Source organism: Streptomyces sp. IMTB 2501 (assembly GCF_001953885.1).
Classification (GTDB): Bacteria; Actinomycetota; Actinomycetes; order Streptomycetales; family Streptomycetaceae; genus Streptomyces.
In genome coordinates, this window is record NZ_MQUS01000003.1 from 327,560 (window position 1) to 347,571 (window position 20,012).

Below are 20,012 nucleotides of genomic sequence, written 5' to 3' on the forward strand. Positions count from 1 at the left end.
CGGCCCCGAGTCCCAGGCTGGATGGGCCTGCACTTGGGCACGGGCACTGGTGACGGTGTCCAGAAGATCCAATTCGGGTTTCACAATGGACTCCTACTCGTTCCAGACCGGTGGGTGGCTGGGTCCCCAGCTGTGGTGGGGGCCGGTGGCGGGCAGACCGCCGTTCCGGCCCCGTGATTCACAGGGTTGGATCCCAGTACCCGATCCTGGAACCGTCCGGGGAGCCGAACAGATGCCAGCGGGAGAGGTTCCGGTTCCAGAACTGGCAGGCCGTTTCCGGCAGCTGGAGGCAGCCGTGATCCGCCCCCTCGTTCGTGATCATGCAGTTCGGGTCGTACAGGCAGGCGTCGTTGTCGACAGCGCGACTGACGACCGCGTCCAGGTTCTGTTCGAGGACCGTCCGCATGGCGCCCAGGCTGAAGTCGCTTCCCCCGTTGGGGTAGATAGCGAAGGCCAGGTCGTACGGAAAGAGGTACTCCGACAGGCTCGTCTCGCTGTAACCGCTGTCAACTGCCAGGGCCCGCAGGAGCTGGTGGGACAGGGAGTGAAGCAGCCCGAACAGTTCGTGGACCGGCAGGTCCGGGTGTCCGGGCTCTGGACGCGTCTCGTGTGAGAGGGCCTTGCCGTCGCTGGGCCCAAGCTGGTGCACCAGCCACTTGGCGACGCCACCGGCCTCGTCGAGGGTGCTGCGACTGACGAGTTCGTTGCGGACGAGCCACCGGCTTACCCGCTTCCGGTCCACCGGGAAGAGCAGCGCCTCTGCCTCGGTGGGGTGGGCGTAGACGAGGGTCTTCTCGGGGGCCCCTCGTGTGGGCCGCCCCCGGTACGGGACCAGGTCTGCCTCCTCGGGGCTGAACCCTGTCCGGCTGTAGCCGATCGCGAGATAGGTGATCGGGAGATCACTGACCAGACAGGTCTCCTGACCGAGACCGGCGGATGCGAGGACGCCGGGATAGCGCTCGTACAGGGCTAGACGTTCGGCGTTGCGCGCCTCTCGCTGGAGACGGGGCACACCGAGACGTTCCAGGTTCAGGACCCGGCGATAGGTGTGCAGCTCGGCCGCGAGCCCGCGTGCGTCGTCGCTCTCGGTGTCGAGTCCGAGCGCCTTGCCCACCCGGTCCCGCAGATGGTCCACCTCGACCGGCATGAAACGTGCCCGGAGCGCTCGCGCCTGGTCGTGCATGCCAGCCTCCTCCATCGCCCGGATGGCCTCGACAACCTCGTCGGGGACGTCAACGGTGTGCCCGTCCGTCAGCCGTCGGAACTCGTCCTCGGTGATCTCACCAAGCCACCAACCGAGCACTGCAGCCGTGTACAGGGGGTTGCTCTGCCGGGTGGCCTCTTCGGTCGTGGTCACGTTCACGAGTGTCAGGCCCTGGCCGACATGCGCGGTCCCCGCGGTGTGGAGCAGGGGGTTCATGAACTTGTCCGGATAACTGCACGAGGAGTTGCTGCAGCTCCACTGCACCCCCAGAGGGAAGCCGCAGGTCATGCATTCCCATCGGAAGTCACGGAACCGACTGGCGCGGTCGTCGAGCCTGAAGCGTGTGTGCCCCCTGGGGCACTTGCTCGGTGGGTACATGGGCGACATCTCGCCGCATTTGTGCGCGAAGACGAACTGGAGCTGCCGATTCCCGACGGGGTTGCCGCAGGCGGGGCAGGCCGGCGGCCAGTCGTCCGTTCCGGGGCGCGGGTCACTGGCAGTCCAGACGTGTCCACACCCGCTGCTGGAGCAGCGCACTACCCGGGGCCAGATGCGGCAGAAGACCTTGCCCGGTACCACGACCTCGTAGTGGCGGTCGGCGAGCCGGTCCTCGTCCCCGGGAAACTCCGGCGCCCGGTCAGCCCCCGCGCAGAAGGCACGCCCTGCGGCCCGCCACCTCCGCACGAACCGCATGGCCTCCTGTACCAGATGCTCGCGGTCGAGCGAGGGACCGTCGAACTCCTCGTCACGCCCGAACTGCACCACCTGGGCCGTGTAGCCGCCGCGGTGGTCGAACGTCTGACCAGGGCGGTAACGGTAGAGGACCTGGCCCCGGTCACGGGCCATGTCGTCGTTCCTGGGGTTGAACGCCATCACGACCTCCTGCCGTCGGAGACGATGTGGAACGGGATGCCCTCGGAGACGTCGCGGAGACTTGTCATGGGCCGGTGCTCGAGACCCAGGTAGTCGCCTGTCGCGCGGTACCCCCGGTTGTTCCCACCCGCGAGACCGGCAGAGGCGCCGGCGGAGCGGAGGCTGGCCAGGGCGTGTTCCACCATGTCCTCCAGATCACTGCGGAGTTCCTGCCCCTCCGGGCGCTCCGACTGGAAGACGGCGTGAAGGGCCTCCAGCAGTTCGGTGAGCTGGACCCCGTCGAGACCTCCGCTGGATGGATCACGGAGGGCGGCCTGCATCTTCGAGAGGTCATGCAGGTGGCTCGGAGCGTTGCCCGCCCGCCACCAGTCGCGGTTCGCGATCTGGAGAAGGTGTCCCATCAGTATCCCAGGGAGGGTCTTGCGCACTGCGAACCTGCTCCAGCGGTTGATGGCCACCGGCTCGACCATACGGTCCAGGTACTCGTGGAACTTGCCGTGGTAGCGGTAGTGCGACCGGTCCCTTTCCCTTACAGGGTTGAAGAGCATGAACACGAGGCCGTGGTAGGTGCGGCCGACCCTTGAGGACGCCTGGATGTACTCCGCCATGGACCTGGGCATGCCGTTGAACAGCATGAGGTTCAACCGGTCCACGTCGACCCCGTGGCTGACCATGCTCGTTGCGACGACCATGCGCGTGCTGCCGTTGGTACTGCCCAGGTCGTCCAGGACAGCGCGTACCTCGTCCAGACGCGTTTCGCCCTTGAGCTCCGCCACCTTGAGGTCGGGAAAGCCCTCCCTGCGCAGGGCCTCGTTGACCTGGGTGTCCAGTGAACGGCGGATACGGCCGAAGTCGACGAGTGTCGTGGCGTAGGTGAGGCTCGTACGGTAGAGGTCGACGGCATCGCAGAGCTCGTCCTCCGGCCAGTCTGCGAGAGCAGGGGGAAGGCTGTGCCGGCGATCAAGCTTCCAGAGAGCCCGGTGGGCGGAGGTCAGGATCCTGACCAGCGTCATTTCCGCCGTTCCGCGCGTTGGCATGACTCCAACGAAGCGGCGAAGTGGAAGGCTCCGGTCGAGCCGCCAGTAGAAGCTTTCGTCGAGGTTGGGCCCGGGGAGGGGCACCACCACCGACCGCAAGCCGAAGAGGTGTTCGCTCTGACGGTCCTCGCCACGGATGGTCGCGGTGGTGGCGACCACCTTCATCCGGACACCTCGGCCGTCGGGCCGCTGCCTGGACGACAGGGTGCGCTGTACCTCGGCCAGGAGACCCTCATAGTGCCCGGAGAAGGCTCCGAGTTCCTCGTTGACCATGTGGAGCTCGTCGATGATCTCCAGAGAGGGGGAGGGGTCGTAGAGAGGTTCCCCCAGGGGCTTGAGAGGGGTCTTCGGGTGGCCTGGCGCGTGACGTTCGTGGCACTTTCCGCCTCTGCCGAAGCCGTGCGGAGGGCACCAGCAGTCCACGTCGCCGAAGAGGGCACCGAACTTGTCCGACAGCCCGATGTTGGCGAGCTTGTCCAGGGTTCCGACCACGACGGTCGGCAGGTAGCGGTAGATCTCGGTGTCGACGACGACAATCGGCAGAACCCTTCCGCACTGTTCGTTACCGCAGACGTGTTCCAGTCTGAGCCGCTGCGGATCAGGTGCGGGGATACGGACCGACCGTTCACCGCAGTACGGACAGTCGTGAACAAGTCGGTAAGCGTGCCGTTCCTCCTCGCTTGAGCGAAGGCGGTCGAACATCCGGTCTGTGATCAGCGAGTTGGGGGTGTTGCCGCCACCGGCGTAGAAGCCGATGAAGAAGGGCCACCCGGGGTCGCCGCCGACCTCCCTGAGCAGATCGGCGTTCTTGTCGCGGACCGTCTCCGCGGCGGCGACGACGTCGAGCTGCCGTTGTGTCTGCTGCAGAGTCAGCAGCCGGAGAGGGAAGCGGCACCATGCCGAGACCCCGACCGTCTTTCCTCGGGCGCGGTCGTAGAACATGCACACCAGCACCAGGCCGAGATACGCCTCGGTCTTACCGCCTCCTGTGGGGTACCAGACGACGGTTGCCGCCTTGGTCGGATCCACGTCGTCTTCGTCACCCCAGAGCCCAGGGGTGAAGAGGTCCTCAGGGTGCTCCCGCCAGGCCAGGGCACCGAGCTGACTGACAATGGCCACCAGCTGGAACAGCCGCCAGCCCCGGCTCGGCCGCTTCCGTCGTTTGTTGAGCTCCACCATGGACTGGTTGGCGAGCTGGAACGCTGTCAGGAGACGCCTGTCCCGCCTCAGCCACGCAATGCCGTCACGAAGGCGGGCGACCTCCAGTGCTGCGCCCTTCCGGTCGGCTTCCTTTCGGTGGGCAAGATCGGGCCTGTCCTGAAGATCCGCAGTACTCCAGACGGGCGTCTCCAGGTACGCCTCCATCTCGTCGGCGAGATCGTCGAGCACCGGCAGAGGGTCGGCGGCGAGCGTCGCGTAACCCCAGCGTTCGTCGGTCCGGGCCACGGCGCGGTGGGTGTCATGCTGTGGAACGGGCACGCTGCGTACAGCCACTAGCCGACCCTTGTGCCACCGTGGCTCGACGCCGCAGTTGTTCGCGTACGCACCCAGCTCCCCCGAATAGCGGTAGGCGTCGGCACCGAGGTCCATCACGATGGGCAGGAGACGGTCGCCCTCGACCTCCAGCCCGGCACGGAACAGGGAGTTGTCCCTGGCCTCGTCGCGACGGGTACGGCCGGCGTTGCTGCCCCGGCCCTGGACGGTCACGACGGGATCGGTGGCAAGGTTCTGCAGCGTCGCGGTCACACGGAGCCGTCCGGACGCCACGGGCCTCGACGTGACGACGACGTGCGCGGCCGGGGACGGCACCACCGGGTCCCCGCCCACCTCCCGGGCCAGCCATTGTTCGAAGGCCCCGTCGTCTGCCATTGCGGCAGGCGGGACCAGCCGCTCTCGGCGGTCGTTCCCGACACGGCGGTCGATCCGTGGATCCCGGAGAGCCTGCTTCACGGCCTCCTCGAAGGCATGCTGGAACTCACGTTCCAGGGTCTGACGCATGCCGGCCTCGTGACCCAGAACGATCTCTACCGGACCGACAGTCACACCGAGTCGTTTGAACAGCGGCGCCAGCCGGTACGGCTCCTCTCGCTCACCGGCCCACTCCAGCTGCTGGGCGCGGGTCGGGAGAGCGGCGTAGTAGAACGATGCCCGCGCCTTGACGGTGATGGAGCTGGCGTTCTCGGCCTCGAACTCGAACCCGAGGCTGTCCGGCGTCGTGCGGCCGTACCGCGGGGCGGCTCCACCAGGTTCGACGGCGTGCGGGCCAAGGCTCTCCATGAAGTAGCGAGCACTCGGAGGCTCGCCGAGGCAGACGTCGCCCTGAGCCTCGCCGGTCGCATCGGTGACCACGGCGTTGACGAGGTGGTCGACGAGGGCGGTCTGCTGGGCGACGCTCGGTTCGAACGGGGGCTTGGTCACCGCGCCTCCCCGTCGGACCCGAAGCACCCCGCCGACAGCAGAGGAAGGGGGAGGGGGTGCCTGCTCGCACATGCGAAGTGAGGCGAGAGCCGAGACGGCTCGGAAGGGCGTGCCGGTACGGGCAGACATGCCAAACCGGCCCGCGGGACATGCGTGTCCACGGGATCTCCAAGGTCCGCGAGTCAGAAGCCGCCATGGCACGACGCCATGGCCGGACGTCTTCTGCTTCTTCGAACCTCAGCAGCATCGGACGTAGGCATATGAAGTCACAAGCGGGTATGCGGAGTTGACCGAATCTGTCTTGATGTAGCCGGGATTTTGCTCGATTCGATCACCGGCCGGATCGTCTGGTGATCGCTGAGCGGTGGGAGAGCCGGCGGCGTGGCATCCTGAAACCGTGATCAGGGAGCCTGCGGAAGTACGACTTGGCGAGGACGGGACGGTTGAGATCCCGCTCGGAGTTCTGGCCGAGGCAGGTCTGGATCCCGGTGTCCTGCTCGTGGCTTACAGCGACGGCGACGGGCGAGTGGTGCTGCGCCGCCAGGAGGACGCCATCCGGGATCTGCTCGAGCGCGGAGAGCTTTGATCGCGGCGATTCTGCGGGCATCCCCCGCCAGGCAGGCCGGCCGCCTCGTCGGGAACTTCATAAGGTACGCGCGCGAACTGCGGTTCGAGACCCCTGAGGTACGCGTAGCTGGTGGCCTCGCACGACGGCGACGACCTGAAGCCACCGCTAACATGCGGCTGGCGCGAACACTGCCCGCGTCGTCACTCACCGGGACCAACGGCCGCGCGGCGGACGTAAGACCGTCTGGTGATCTACCATCAGCTGCCGGGAGGTCACCATGCCTACGCTGCGCCCTCGTGCGAGGCTGCTTCACACCATTGGTACAGAGCTCATCAGTAGCGAGACGGTGGCGGTCGTAGAGCTGGTCAAGAACGCCTACGACGCCGATGCAAACTGTGTCGTCCTGTGCTTCTCCGGAGAGCTTCGAGAAGGCCGGGGGGTGTTGGCGGTCCTAGATGACGGATCGGGAATGACTGTCGAGACAGTCACGGGCATCTGGTTGGAGATCGCAACTCCACATCGAATGCAGACGAGAACCACCCCTCGCGGCCGTCGCGTTCTGGGAGAAAAGGGCATTGGACGCTTCGCCGCAGCTCGTCTGGCTGACTCGATGAAACTGATCAGCAGGCAAAGGGGGGAGTCACATGAGGTGGAAGTCAGAGTTGACTGGCGACAGTTCCGGGACCCAGAGGTCTACCTCGATCAGGTTGAACTCGATGTCGACGAGCGCATGGCGGTGGACTTCTGTGAAGGTGGACGCGTTGTCGCGCTCTGGGAACGTGTCTCTCTGCCACGTCGTCCTAGCGGCACGCTGCTCCTCCTACGGGGACTAACCCGCGACTGGGAGGAAGCAGACCTCCTCGCACTTCGCCGCGATCTTTCCCGCCTGATCGCACCTGCCGACGCGGACGGCAACCGTGACTTCGAAATCGTACTCGATCTGCCGCCTGAATTCGAGGCACTGGCAGGGCCGATTGAACCTCCGACTGAACTGATGAACCCCCCTTACAGGCTGTCTGGTTCCGTTTCAGCCGGCGGCGCGGCGGACCTGCAGATCAGCCTTCCTGGTCGGGCTCCGTACGTCCACCATGTGGAGCTTGATCGGAATATGCAGCATCGGGACGCGGACGGGAACCTCGCCAGTGGACCTTTTTCCGTTGATCTGCGGGTCTACGACCGGGACCGGGACGCCATCTCACGGCTGACTGCCGCGGGTGGCCTCGACCTGTCCACCAAGGAGTTTCGCGACCTGCTCGACCAGCGGGCTGGAGTAAGTGTTTATCGCGATGGGTTTCGAGTCTTGCCATTCGGTGAACGTGGAGACGATTGGCTGACGCTCGACTCCAGGCGCGTTAACAATCCCCGTATGCGTCTCAGTAACTCGCAGATAATTGGCACCGTTAGTATCTCTGCAGATGCCAATCCCGACCTGCGAGATCAGACAAACCGCGAGGGGCTGCTGCAGGGGCATGCCTACGATGGTCTGCGTGAGGCCGTCACTGAAATCATCGCCGAGCTTGAAAGCGCTCGATTCGATCAGCGGAGACGGAAAGACGGATCCGAAGAGCCTCGAGGTCGCGGCTTGTTCGACGACATCGACATCACCGATGTCGCAGAAGCGGTCCGCAGATCACACCCGAACGACCGTGTGCTGGCGGCCGTAGTTGCTAATGCGGAACGCAGAATCAGTGCCGGAGTCGAGCATGTTCGGGAGGTGCTCGCCCGTTATCAGAGACTTGCCACACTGGGCAGACTCGTGGACGAGGTCGTGCATGACGGACAGTCTTCTGTCGGACGGATACGGCGAGTCACCCGGGATGCTGAGCGTATGCTCGCCCGAGCCGATGCTTGCGAGTTGCGCGATGAGGCCGTCGGCCTCGTCAGCACGGTTGACAAGCAAGCGGACTACCTGGCCCAGCTGTTCAAGCGAATCGCCCCGTTCGGAGGACGTCGCCGGGGTCGACCCAAGAAGGTAAGCCTGCTGGAGACGATCAGTTCTGCGACGGACGTTCTCGCGAGCCGGGCTGCCAAGGTTGGTGCAGAGGTCACGGTGGGTGGTGCCGATGAAAACGTCACCATTGATCCCGCCGAGCTGCAGGAGGTCGTGATCAACCTTCTGGATAACTCCCTCTACTGGCTTCAGCAGGTTCCGAAGGGTTCACGTCACGTGGATCTGAAGGTGGAGCGACTGGCTGACGGGGCTTTGGCGCTGATTGTCGATGACAGTGGTCCTGGGGTGCCGCCTGAAATTCGCGAAAGTATCTTCGAACCCTATTTTTCCAGCAAGCCAGATGGTGGTGGTCTCGGCCTGGCGATCGTGGGTGAGCGTGTCGCAGACGCCTACGGCGGGACGCTAGCCCTTGTGGACAGCCGACTCGGCGGAGCAGCTTTCCAGGTGACCTTTAGGAGACGAGTGTGAGTGAAATTCCGGACGGAGCAACTCAAGAGAGTGTCGCCGAGGAGATCGCCGAACCTGTCGGCGCTCACGGCGACAGCTCCGATGCGGAGATAGCCAGGGGCGTCATCGACTTCCCTGCACCTAGCCCCGAGTGGACCGTCGTCATAGTGGAGGACAACGAGGACTACCGAAACGACATCGCGGAACAACTTCGCCAGTCGGATGTCGCTTACGGCCGGGCGCCGAGAGTGGTTCCGGTCGCTGAGTTCTCTCAGGCTGAGAAAATCCTGAGCGCGGAGACGGTCGATGTCGTCGTTCTTGATGTCCGAGACGATCAGGGCAGTGACGACGCCGGAGAGTATGTGCTGGATAGTCTGAAGGCTACTCGTTTCGTGCCGGTCGTCTTTTACACGGCTTACGCTGAGCGAGTCGAGCCTTTGGCGCAGCCACCCGTGGTCCAGGTTGTGGGCAAGGAGGAGCATACCGACGTTTTGCTCAACGCTGTAAGAGAAGCGTTCGACAGTCGCTTGCCATTTGCCGTGCGAGGCTTGACGGATCACGTCCGCGAGGTCACTCGCGAGTATCTCTGGGATATCACAAAGCAGTGGACTTCCTTGGGAGGTTATGACGCTGAGGAGAAGACGATCCTCCTAGCGGCCCGGCTGGCGCGCTCATTGGAGTTGACGCTCGCCCTCGATGGAGAAGACCGACTGCGTGGACCTGTGGGGCGGGCTTTGGGGCGTCCCAGTAACTGGCACCCGTCACGTATCTACGTCCTTCCCCCTATCGGGGAGCAGCTTGATACGGGTGACCTGCTGTTGCATAAGGCAACACAACGCTACTGGGTGCAACTCACGCCGAGTTGTGACCTTGCCAACGAGAAGGCTGACAGGCATCTGTTGGTGGCAGCGAACCCTCTGCTGGAAGTCGAGCCGTTTCTTTCCTGGAGCGCGGCTGAGTCTGAATGGGTTCGTATCAAGGATGTTGCTGTGCCCAGTGGGGGGTGGAGCTCAGCCGAGAAGGATCGCCGGGCTAAACTACAAAAGGACGCTCGGGAACTGCGTGGGGCGAGTAAGCAAATTATTCTCGGGCGGCAGGACCGCTTCTTTTATCTGCCGAAGTTCTTCAAGGTGCCCGATCTGTTGGTGGATCTTCAACACGTGGAGACTCCGACCGACGCAGAGATGGGCGAATATGAAAGGGTCAGTGGACTTGCTTCTCCATGGCCCCAGGTGCTTGTGAATAGGTACAACCGCCAAACGGGGCGAATGGGGTTCGACGATCCCGACGCAGATACGGTCCTCACGCGAATTTCTCGCGATGTGTCTGAGAACGGTTCTGCGTCCGCCTAATGCGCAGCCGCCGCCTCGGGCGCTACGCTGAGCGGTGCAATCCCAGCGCCGAGGCGATGGTCTGCAGGTCGATGACGGCTGCTGATGAGAGGCAGGCAGGCTGTGGCGTGACCCGTCGGCAAGGGTGAGCGGCCCGGCGTCGGCTTAGTCAGTCGCGGACCACCGGGCGCTGCGCCTTCGGCCGCAGCTCCTCAACCCGCGCCGACGCCACCTCCAAGCCGAAGGCGCCAGCCATCTCCCGGCAGGTCGGCGGCCCTTGGTCGAGCCGGCCCTGATCGTGCGACGGTCTAAGAATGCGCTGATAGTGGACACCGACGGCGCTGACCAGGCCAGCCCGTCGGCGCCAGGCCTTGGAACGTGAACCTGGTTGCCCCGCGCGAGCACAGCACATCGACCGCTGCCAGGCGGTCGGCCGCTCCTGTCATTACTGCTCGGCCGCGGCAAGCTCGGCTCGAAGGTGGTTTCTTCGCGCAGTTCATCCATCCGATGGCGAGCGCCGATCTTGTGTTGCTCCAGCAGCGCGACGACCGACGGCGTCCGCGAGCTCCACGGCTTGCCTTACCACGGTGACACGGCCACGCCAAATCGCGGATTCTCCGGATTCTGGTCTTGCTCGCCAGTAGTTGTCAGCGCGGCTTTGCTGCGTGGTGGGCGGGAGGAAGAAACGTCCGCTGCGTTGGCAGTGCTTAGCTCGGAGACACTCGATGCGTAACCAGCCCAAGCCTGAGGTAAAAGCTGCGTTCCTGAACGTTCAGAACGCCGCACGGTACATGGGTATCTCGGTGAACACCCTCTACGTCTGGCGGCACCGCCGGCAAGGGCCGCCCAGCTTCCGGATGGGGCCCGGTGGGAGGGTCATGTACCGCCGGGACCTGCTCGATGCGTGGCTCAACGAGCAGCAGCATGCGGACTCGCGGTCGAACCCGGCTCTCAACCCGCTGAACAAGGCGCCGCAACAGCGCGAACGACGTCGGGCTGCTTGACCTGGCAGGACGGCTCCGAGGACTTCGGCAGCACTCGGAATTTCATGCACACGGAAGTCGTCTGTGTGTCTGATCGCGGCGCAGCTCGCGCCGACAGAACCGCGCCCAGGTCAAGGAGAAGATGCGCATGGCGGGTTACATAGAGGACCGATGGCTCAAGAAGCGGCCGAACAATGAGACGGGCAAGCGCGATCGCACCGCACTGTGGGGCAAGTGCACGCGCTACCGAGTGAAGGGGATACCGGGCGTCCGTGACCGTTCGTTCGACACGGTCGCGGACGCCAAGGCCTGGCTGGCCGAGGCACAGACCGACGCACGTCGAGGGGATTTCGTCGACGCGCGAGACGGCGCGATCACCCTTCGAGACTACGTCGAGAAGCACTGGTGGCCGTCCCAGGTGCATCCCGCTCAGACGCTGGAAAGCATGAGGCACCGGATCTGGGGGCAGGTCCTGCCGCAGCTCGGAGACGTGGCGCTCAGGGACATCGGCGTCGCGGAGCTTCGCAAGTGGTCGGCCGATGTACAGAGGGCGGTAGCGTCGAGCACGGCCTATGTCGCGTGGGTGTACCTCAAGGCGATCATGCAGGCCGCGGTCGAGGACAAGCGGCTGTACCGAAACCCGTGCAAGGGCAACAGCTCGATCAAGCCGCCGAAGAAGCCGGAGCGTAAGGCTCGCGCCTGGGAGCAGGATCGTGTCGACGCCGTACGGGTGGCGCTGGCCGACCGCTACCGGATCGCGCTCGACCTCGGCGTCGGATGCGGACTCCGACAGGGTGAGGTGTTCGGCTTCAGCCCCGGTGATGTTCAGGGCGACTTCATGCACGTAGAGCGGCAGATCCTCATGTACAAGTCGCGGCTGTACTTCGGCCCACCCAAAGGCGGCAAAGAGCGGGACGTGCCTCTGCCGAAGGTGCTCGCCAAGCGGCTCCTCACCCACCAGGAGCGCTTCGAACCGATCAACGTCACCCTGCCGTGGCTGGACCCCGAGGAGCCCGACCTCGTACGCGAGGACCGGCGTAAGGTGACCGTCCCGCTGCTCGTGTACACCGGGCGGCGCGGCGCGATCAACCGCACCACCTGGAACACCAAGGCGTGGAAGCCCGCGCTCGCTGACGTGGGAGTGATCCCGCCCCTGCCCGAGCGGCAGCCGGGCGAGAAGCCGTCGCGTGTATGGGAGCCGAGTCGTGAGCACGGCTTCCACGTCTTGCGCCACACCTACGCCTCGGTGATGCTCGAAGCCGGTGAGTCGATCGTCTCGCTCGCGAAGTGGCTGGGGCACTCCGACCCGGCGTTCACGCTCCGGACGTACACGCACTTCATGCCGCAGGCCGGCGCGCGGGGACTGTCCGCCATCGAGGCGTGGTTCACGGACATCGGCTGAAAGTCCCTGAGAAGTCCCAGAGGGCTGGGCCAGCCGCCGGATGTCCGTAAACATGCAGGTCAGAGCGTGATCGCTCTCTGAGCGGAACAGAACCCGGCGTACAGCCCGACTCATCTGCCGCTACCTGCGATTTTACCTCGGAAAGGGCCTCTCACCTGCAGCGGAGGCCCTTTCCGGTCTTTCGGAGGCTTGCCGCGTCAGGTGGCGGAAAGTCCCTGAAAAGTCCCTGGCGCACAGGGGTGGAGGATGCCTCTGAGCTGGCTTGGATCCATCAGACGGGATGTGTCGTCCGTGCTGGCGTGGGCCCGGGACGCCAAGTCGCAGAGCCGCGCCAGGCTCGTGATGCTTCCGGTGGACAACCGGTGGACAGCTGTGCGTGATGCCTCGTCAGGGGGGCGTACTCGGCGCCGGATGGCGAAGACCTCGACCCCTGCGTTCATCCGGGCGCGGCGCCCGGGGCGCCTTCTCGCCGCGGAGGATGGCATGTCTTCCGGGCTAATCTGGCTTCGTGACGCAGCGAGTGAGCACGGTTGTGCTGATGTGTGGCCTTCCGGGAGCGGGCAAGACCACCTACGCGATGGAGCTGGTGCGACGTGGTTATGTTCGACTCTCGATCGACGAGGCGGTCTGGCAGCGACTCGGGCAGCGCGACGCCGGCCTGGTGCTGGAGGCGGATGCGTTCGACCAGCTCAAGGAGGAGGTTCGCCGCGAGCAGCGGCATGAGTTGGTCGAGCTGATGGTGGCAGGACGCGATGTGGTGGTGGACTACAGCTTCTGGAGTCGCGCGGCACGCGACGATTACAAGGCGTTGATTGCGAACCACGGATGCCGTTGGGAGCTGGTGCACCTCAAAGCCGACCGGACGACGTTGGAGCATCGCCTCCAGCTACGGAACGGAGAGGAGGGTGCCAACTCCGTCACCGTGGACGAGGCGCTGTTCAGCCGCTACTTGGCCAACTTCGAGGAACCGAATGGAGAGGGCGAGCAGGTCGTCATGCAGTCCTCCACCTGATCCGAAGGCGTTCGGTGGGTAGGGATGCCTATCCAGCAGATGTCTTCCCCGCTGCGGATGAGGCGTGTTCGCGACGAGGACGTCGGAGGTCTCGATCTCCTGCCGACTGCAGGCCGAGACCTGCCCAGTCCGCATCAGCTGCTGGGCGAGAAACCCAAGACGTTCACCGGTGTCCGGGTAGCTCCCCGATCATCGGCCCATGGGTACGGAATCAGTTCTTGCGCGCTCTTTCCGCGACCGCCAGGCGAAGACCATGAACAGCTCTGTCCCTTCGTATTCAGGAGCTTGTCTGATCTCGATGTCCATTCCGTGACGAGTGAGCAGTTCGCTGATCGTCATGAGGCGGCCTTCCCGGTCTGAGACCTCGACGACAACCTGATCGATGTTCGGCCACAGGGCTTCGCCGACACCGCGCAGGACTTCCAGCTCCGCCCCTTCGACGTCCACTTTCAGCAGGTCTATGCGGTCCACGCCGTGGACGGTCGCGACGTCGGCGAGCCGCTGGACGCGCACTGGGAACTTCTGTTGCTTGAACTTTCCCTCAAGGAGCCTCGTTGCGGAGTCCACCAGGACCGCCCGCCGCGCCGGCTCGGCAATGTGCGTCGCCTTGTTCTCGATGAATGATCTCACCAGGGCCCGATCGGCGTCGGGGTCGGCGTCGAAGCCCGACATCATCGTGTACCCGGGGTAGAAGGAGAACTCCCTGCCTTCGGTCTGTTCGCCGAGAGCGACCCGGAAGAGCGAGATGTTCTTCAGGGCCCGCAGATTCTCCTCCAGCGCCTCGTAGACCGCGGGCGCGGGTTCGAAGGCGAAAATCTGAGAATCCGGCCAGCGATCGGCGGCGTACAGCGAGAACAGCCCGATGTTCGCACCCACGTCGAAGATCACGGGCTGCTCGGTCGTCAGTTCGCGCCCCATCTGGTAAGTCTGATCGAGGAAGATCTCCTGGTACAGGTAGTCCGTCTCACGTCGGTTGACACTTGCTACCGACCAGCCGTTCGGCAGCTCCCGATAGGTCAAAGCCACGGTATTGGTCTCCCAGTCGTTAGTCGGTTTGTCCGAATGCCGAAGTGCGTAGATCTCGGTGACGCGGATGCGCGTCAGGCCCTGCCGATGCGACGGTGCTTCGCGTGCTCGACGCCGGTGTCAGGCGAGGATCGGTGATGATCTGTCCCTCGAAGATCTTGTCGATTTCCCTGAGCATGTCCTCCGGCAGGCGCACGCCCGAGGCTCGGGCGTTTTCCCGTATCTGGTCCGGTCGGCTCGCTCCGACGACGGCAGCGGCGACCCCGGGGTGCTGTAGCGTCCACGCGATCGCGAACTGGGCCGGTGACAGCCCCACCTCCTTGGCGAGGGATCCGAGCCGTTCCACCCGGGTGAGGATTTCGTCGGCCAGCAGATTGCTGATGTAGCCCGATCCTTCGGCATGGGCAGCACGTGACCCCGCCGGGACCGGGCGCCCCGGCCGGTACTTGCCGCTGAGAACCCCTTGTGCGATCGGTGACCACACGATTTGGCCGATCCCTTCGCGCATGCACAGCGGGAGGACCTCCGTCTCCACCACCCGCCAGATCATGTTGTACTGGGGCTGGTTGGAGATGATGCGGTGCAGACCCATGGCATCCGCGATCTCCAGAGCGCGCTCGATCTGTTCGGCGCGCCACTCGGAGACGCCGATGTACAGCACCTTGCCCTGCCGCACAAGGTCGTCGAAGGCCTGGAGGGTCTCCTCAAGCGGCGTGTCGGGGTCGAAACGGTGCGCCTGGTAGAGATCGATGTAGTCGGTCCGCAGCCGACGCAGCGAGGCATGCGCTGATTCCATGATGTGCTTGCGCGAAAGACCACGATCGTTGGCGCCCGGCCCCGTCGGCCAGAAGACCTTCGTGGAGATCTCCACCGATTCCCGGCGAAGACCGAACAGGGCGTCGCCGAGCCCCTGTTCGGCCTTGGTCATGGCGTAGACATCGGCCGTGTCGAAAGTGGTGATGCCCTCGTCCAGAGCGGCCCGGATGCAGGAGCGAGCCGTATCCTGATCGATCTGCGCGCCATGTGTGAGCCAGTTTCCGTAGGCGATCTCGCTGATTCTCAATCCGCTGCCGCCGAGCCGCACGTAGTCCATCGATGATCGGAGGCTCGGCGCCCGCACGGGCCGGGTGCCTCCGTCCCCCCTTCGGTCAGGTGGCTGCGTTCTTCCCCACAGGGCCGGCGCCGACGGTCTCGCCGCGAGCCGGCCCGGCCGTGGTCGCCGCCAGTACGTCGAGTGCCTCGGGGATTGTGATCGCCTCGTTGTCCAGGGCGAGCCAGAGGTCGAGCCTGTCGGGCGTACCGGTGTCGACCACCTGTACATCAAGGTCGTACCGGTTGTGCCACGGGGTTTTCATCGTCGCCCTGCGGTGTACCTGGTCGATCGTCGAGCCCTCGTGGATCACATTCAGCCGTGACGCATCCGCGAGCCGGGCCAAGGCGGCCCTTCGACTCAGCTGAGGTGCCAGGGAAATCCGCGCATGGATGACATGACCGGCGTCCATCGGCACGGTCAGAGCCAGCGAACTCGCTCGCAGCCCGGGGACGACACTGACGAGATCCTGGGCGTGGTGCGATGGAGTGGGGCCGAGTACGGCGCCGTTTGTGATCCCCTTGCCGGCCTTGTCCGTGTCGGTGCAGCAGCGGACGACCGTCACATCCACTTCGGCGATGCTCGCCGGGGCGAGCGCCGCGACCACTCGGGCCAGCGCCGTGGTGTTGCAGCTTGTCAGCCGTACGCTCTGCGCCGAGAGCAGCTCTTCGGAGCTCAGAGCGGGGTGGACCACCGGCCCGAGCGTGCTGTCGCGCTCTCCGCCGCAGAAGACACTGCGTATGCCGGCTTCGCGGTACAGCGCGGCACGTGCCGCACCGGAACGCGACGGGCCGCAGTCGATGACGACATCCGCCTGGGTGAGGAGGTCCTCAAGGCGGCCCCGGACGCCGACACCCTGTGTCGGCAGGGTGCGTGCCGTGTCCTCGTCGAAGGCGTAGTAGGGCACGTCCGGCCGGGCGTGCACGAAGGTGTTCGCGCTGCGCACCACCACCCCGGCAAGCGTGAAGCGGTCGTCCGACATCACCTCGTGGATCACACGCTTGCCGATGACACCGGCTCCGAGTACGGCGACTCGGATGTCGCCGCCCCGGGAGGGCTTGGGGGACGCGTCTCGCGCGTGGACGGCGGCATGGGGCCGGATGCCGTCGGTGAACGCCACCAGCAGGCGGTCCGCGGAGCCGAAGCGGACCACCTGTGGCCAGTCGCCGCCGAGACCACGGTCGAGCATGAATTCATTCAGCTGCGCCGTGTCCGTGACGGCGGCCGGCAGCACCTCGACTCCGCTCATCGGTCCGCCGACCGAGGACATCTGGCCGGGCAGATCGCAGGAGAGCAGCCAGCACCGTGTGTGCTGGGCGCTCAGCACGCGCAGGGTCACCGCCGTGGTTCCGACGGTGGTGTGCAACACCCCGTGGTCGCGGAAGGCGTCGACCGGGCCGTTCGCAGCCGGTCCGCATCTCCCGGCAGCGGGTGCGATGACCAGCGCCTGAAGGTCGGCAGGAGGGTTCTGCACCCCGGCGAGCAGGAGGCCCAGGGCGCTTCGGACCGGGGCGGGGACGGTCACGACGCCGCCGCCTCGGCGCACACGAATTCGGTGATCTCCGCGGTCCCCGAGCCGCCGCCGAGGTCGTAGGCGCGGGGGCCGCCGGTGCGCAGCCGCGTCAGGGCCGTGCGCAGCCTTGCTGCCTCTCGCTCGGCGTTCATGGCGTCGAGCAGGAGGACGATCCCCTCGAAGAATGCCGCCGGGTTGACGGTGCCCTTGCCGGCGAGGTCACCCGCGTCGCCGTGGCAGCCCTCGGCGATGTGTATGCCTGGCCCGCTGTCGAGGCTGCCGACCACGCCCAGGCTCCCTGCGAGTGCGGCACCGAGGCTGCTGAGGATGTCCCCCACCGTGTGGCTCGTGACCACGACGTCAAGCCGTTCGGGTTCCCGCACCATCAGCGCGGCGGCGGTGTCGGAGAGCACGTCTTCGAACTCGATCTCGGGGTAGTCCGCGGCGACCTCCCGCGCGGTCGACAGGAAGAGCCCTTCGGTGAGTTTGAGGTTGTTCGCCTTGTGGACGAGCGTCACCTTCGCGCGCCGCTCTCGGCGGGCGAGCTCGAAGGCGTATCGGACGATCCGCTCACATCCGCCGCGCGAGGCGACCTTGACGGCCTGGGCGACATCGGGGCTCGCCATCCACTCGATCGCACCGTAGAGGTCCTCGGTGTTCTCCCGCACCAGGAGCATCGGCGGACGGTCCTGCCGAATTGGGAGCGGCCGAAGGCATGCGTAGAGGTCGAGTCCGCGCCGGATGTAGTGGTTCCCGCTGCGGATCGTTCCGCCGCTCGGAGTACGGAACGGGCCCTTGATCGCGAGGCCGTGCGTGCGCAGCGCATCGAGTGTCTCTTGCGGCGCAGTCGTCCCGTGCCGGTGATATGCCGTCAATCCGGCGTCGGCATCGACCCAGGTGACGGGCAGTCCGAGTGATTCGAGCACCCGGCTTCCGCTTTCGACGAGTTCCGGGCCTACCCCGTCCCCGGCGATCCGCACGATGGTGATCCGCTCGGTCATCGCGGACTACTCCTGCCTCTCTTGTTCGATCAGGCGCCGGATCCGGCGCGCGGGCTCGGCCGCCGCGGTGACAGGGATCTGTTCCAGGGCGCAGGCGAGCAGCGGAGCGAGCGCTCGTGCCTTTGTCCGTGCTTCGATCCCGTGGACCGCGTACGACGAAGTGAAGTTCCGGATCAGGTGGTAGACGAGCATCGTGTCCGACTCGCCGGGAAGAGCACCGAGGTCCAGCGAGCGGGCGGCGGCCTCTTCCCTGGCCGCGGCGAAGCGGTTGTCGAGTGACCCCGTGCCGGGCAACTGCACCGGATGGGAGAACAGCGCGAGGATCACCTGGAGGGACACCGGACACGTGTATGTCATGAGGTCCAGGTCGATGCGCTCCGGGCGCTCGTCCCGCACACCGGTGACCAGGAAGTTGGCCGGCTTGGGGTCGCAGAACAGCGTGGCGCGTCCACCTGGCATCGGTGCGGGAACCTCGACGTCGGTCCGGAGCAGCCGCTCCAGTTTCGCGACGGCGACGAGGTGGCGATCGCCCACGGGGAACCCGAGCAGGGGGGCGCACCCCGCCTCAGTCAGGGCGGTGCGGAGCAGCGCGTCCTGCTCGCTGAACTCGGCCAGGGATTCCAGGCATTGCTCCTGCACCCATCGGGCAAGCGCTGTCGAGCGGCCGGCAACCTCGCGCAGATCGATCGCCTTGTGGCGCTGCAGCGTGAGCACACGGCCGCCCGCCACCCAGTGCGGCACGACGGGCAGGTCGAGCCCCCGGATCCGGCCGACCAGCACATCGAGCTGTCGCAGCTGGGACGCAGAGAGGTCCGGGCGCTTGATCCGGTACGGACCGTCGCCCAGCGGGACCAGCGTGCCCTGCTCATCACGCAGCTCGCCCGCTGCGACGCAGGCTTCGATGAGCCGGTGCACGCTCTCGTCATCAGCCCGTGTCTCGACGGCTCGGACCAGTGCGGACAAGGCGGAGCCCCCGTCGGCCTGACGCTCGGTCAGGCCGACGGGGTCGTCACTCAGCGAGAGGTCCATGAGTCGAACGCCGCGACCAGTTCCTTCGGCTCGACGGCGCCGCCGCGGTCGATCGAGGTCTGGCGCACCCAGGCGAGCCCGGTGACGAGGTCCGCGTCGGTGAATGCCCGGCCGTGCTCGGTCAGCACCGACTCGATCAGGGCGCGCCCGGAGTGCTTGCCCAGGATGTACTTGCGTTCGCCGCCGACCTGCTCCGGCGGGAAGGGCTCGAACGTGGAGGTGTCCTTGAGCATGGCGTTGACGTGGATTCCGGACTCGTGCGCGAAGACGTTCTCGCCGACGATCGGCTGCCAGGGCACGGTCTGATGCTTGCAGGCCTTTGCCACCAGGCGGCTGAGATCGGTGAGCTTCTCCGTATTGATGCCGAGGTCGACGCCGTAGAGCTGCTGCAGGGTGACGGCCGCCTGGGACAGGTCGGTCATGCCGGCGCGCTCACCGACCCCGTTGACGGTGACGTGGAAGTACCGGGCGCCCGCTCGCAGCGCCGCCAGGGTGTTGGCGAAGCCGAGGCCGAAGTCGTTGTGGGCGTGGGCCTGGACGTCGATTGAACTGCTGTTGACTACGGCGCTCACCCGGGCTTCGTACTCCTCGGGCGTGAGGATGCCGATGGTGTCCGAGAGCCGCAGCCGGTCGGCACCGGCTGAGGCCACGGTGCCGGCGTACTCGACCAGGAAGTCGAGCTCGGTGCGAGCCACGTCCTCCGCGCTGACCGATACGAAGGCGCCACGGTCCTTGGCGTAACTGATGAGTTCGGTGGCAGACTTCAGCAGCCACTCGCGGGTCTTGCCGACGCTGTTGTCAAGGTGGATCTTGGACGCCGGAAGGCCGATGTGGATGGCCTTGAAACCCAGGTCGAGGGAGGCCTCGATGTCGGCCTTGACCCCGCGGTTCCACACCATGAGGCGTGCTTCGTCCTGGCGGGCGGCTGCCTCCTTGATGAATTCCAATTCCTCCCCGCCCATGGCGGGAATTCCGATTTCCACCCACCGGACCCCGGCCTCGATGAGCGCATCGAGAATGGCGGACTTGGTCTCCTTGTCGAAGGCGACTCCCGGAGCCTGCTCGCCATCGCGAAGAGTGGTGTCTTCGAGAATTATGTCAGAGCGCATAGCAATCCCCCTGATTTA

General features: G+C 65.7%; 15 protein-coding genes. 7 read left to right on the forward strand and 8 right to left on the reverse strand.

Annotation, left to right across the window (positions count from 1 at the left end; genetic code table 11):
• Nucleotides 1-178: 178 nt before the first annotated feature.
• Nucleotides 179-2,077, reverse strand: coding sequence for a hypothetical protein (locus AV521_RS07960; protein WP_076085523.1), 1,899 nt, complete (start codon nucleotides 2,075-2,077; stop codon nucleotides 179-181).
• Nucleotides 2,077-4,704, reverse strand: coding sequence for a helicase-related protein (locus tag AV521_RS07965; protein ID WP_256725478.1), 2,628 nt, complete (start codon nucleotides 4,702-4,704; stop codon nucleotides 2,077-2,079). Before AV521_RS07965 ends, AV521_RS07960 begins: the two co-directional genes overlap by 1 nt.
• A gap of 375 nt (nucleotides 4,705-5,079) precedes the next feature.
• Here AV521_RS07965 and AV521_RS49155 point away from each other — a divergent pair, with 375 nt between their 5' ends.
• From AV521_RS49155 to AV521_RS07995, 7 genes are all read left to right on the forward strand, one after another.
• Nucleotides 5,080-5,613 carry a hypothetical protein gene (locus tag AV521_RS49155; protein ID WP_179022911.1) on the forward strand — a complete coding sequence of 178 codons (534 nt, stop codon included), beginning with the start codon at nucleotides 5,080-5,082 and terminating at the stop codon, nucleotides 5,611-5,613.
• 316 nt (nucleotides 5,614-5,929) lie between these two features.
• Entirely contained in the window at nucleotides 5,930-6,118 is a 189-nt protein-coding gene (locus AV521_RS07970) for a hypothetical protein (protein WP_076085529.1), read from the forward strand.
• Nucleotides 6,119-6,377: 259 nt separating this feature from the next.
• On the forward strand, nucleotides 6,378-8,519 hold the full coding sequence (locus tag AV521_RS07975; RefSeq protein WP_076085532.1) for an ATP-binding protein: 2,142 nt from the start codon (nucleotides 6,378-6,380) through the stop codon (nucleotides 8,517-8,519).
• Nucleotides 8,516-9,850, forward strand: coding sequence for a response regulator (locus AV521_RS07980; RefSeq protein ID WP_076085536.1), 1,335 nt, complete (start codon nucleotides 8,516-8,518; stop codon nucleotides 9,848-9,850). The genes AV521_RS07975 and AV521_RS07980 overlap by 4 nt, the downstream gene beginning before the upstream one ends.
• A 704-nt stretch (nucleotides 9,851-10,554) precedes the next feature.
• Nucleotides 10,555-10,833 carry a helix-turn-helix domain-containing protein gene (locus tag AV521_RS07985; protein ID WP_076085539.1) on the forward strand — a complete coding sequence of 93 codons (279 nt, stop codon included), beginning with the start codon at nucleotides 10,555-10,557 and terminating at the stop codon, nucleotides 10,831-10,833.
• Between the two features lie 127 nt (nucleotides 10,834-10,960).
• Entirely contained in the window at nucleotides 10,961-12,214 is a 1,254-nt protein-coding gene (locus tag AV521_RS07990) for a site-specific integrase (protein ID WP_076085541.1), read from the forward strand.
• Nucleotides 12,215-12,722: 508 nt separating this feature from the next.
• Entirely contained in the window at nucleotides 12,723-13,226 is a 504-nt protein-coding gene (locus tag AV521_RS07995; RefSeq protein WP_076085544.1) for an ATP-binding protein, read from the forward strand.
• A gap of 189 nt (nucleotides 13,227-13,415) precedes the next feature.
• Here the strand turns inward: AV521_RS07995 and AV521_RS08000 are convergent, their stop codons facing one another.
• The 6 genes from AV521_RS08000 to AV521_RS08025 are packed head-to-tail and all read right to left on the reverse strand — an operon-like array spanning nucleotide 13,416 to nucleotide 19,994.
• Nucleotides 13,416-14,252 (reverse strand): FkbM family methyltransferase, encoded by an 837-nt coding sequence (locus tag AV521_RS08000; protein WP_076085547.1) that lies wholly within the window; start codon nucleotides 14,250-14,252, stop codon nucleotides 13,416-13,418.
• Nucleotides 14,253-14,271: 19 nt separating this feature from the next.
• Nucleotides 14,272-15,345 (reverse strand): aldo/keto reductase family protein, encoded by a 1,074-nt coding sequence (locus AV521_RS08005; RefSeq protein WP_076085550.1) that lies wholly within the window; start codon nucleotides 15,343-15,345, stop codon nucleotides 14,272-14,274.
• Nucleotides 15,346-15,400: 55 nt separating this feature from the next.
• Nucleotides 15,401-16,867, reverse strand: a complete 1,467-nt coding sequence (locus tag AV521_RS08010) for a type II glyceraldehyde-3-phosphate dehydrogenase (RefSeq protein ID WP_143658584.1) — start codon at nucleotides 16,865-16,867, stop codon at nucleotides 15,401-15,403.
• The gene (locus AV521_RS08015) at nucleotides 16,864-17,856 is read right to left on the reverse strand and encodes an isocitrate/isopropylmalate family dehydrogenase (protein ID WP_076085556.1); all 993 of its coding nucleotides are present in this window, start codon (nucleotides 17,854-17,856) and stop codon (nucleotides 16,864-16,866) included. Before AV521_RS08015 ends, AV521_RS08010 begins: the two co-directional genes overlap by 4 nt.
• A gap of 6 nt (nucleotides 17,857-17,862) precedes the next feature.
• Entirely contained in the window at nucleotides 17,863-18,885 is a 1,023-nt protein-coding gene (locus AV521_RS08020; RefSeq protein ID WP_076085559.1) for a hypothetical protein, read from the reverse strand.
• Nucleotides 18,870-19,994: a hypothetical protein gene (locus AV521_RS08025; protein ID WP_076085562.1), complete on the reverse strand. Its 1,125-nt coding sequence runs from the start codon at nucleotides 19,992-19,994 to the stop codon at nucleotides 18,870-18,872. Before AV521_RS08025 ends, AV521_RS08020 begins: the two co-directional genes overlap by 16 nt.
• Nucleotides 19,995-20,012: the final 18 nt, after the last annotated feature.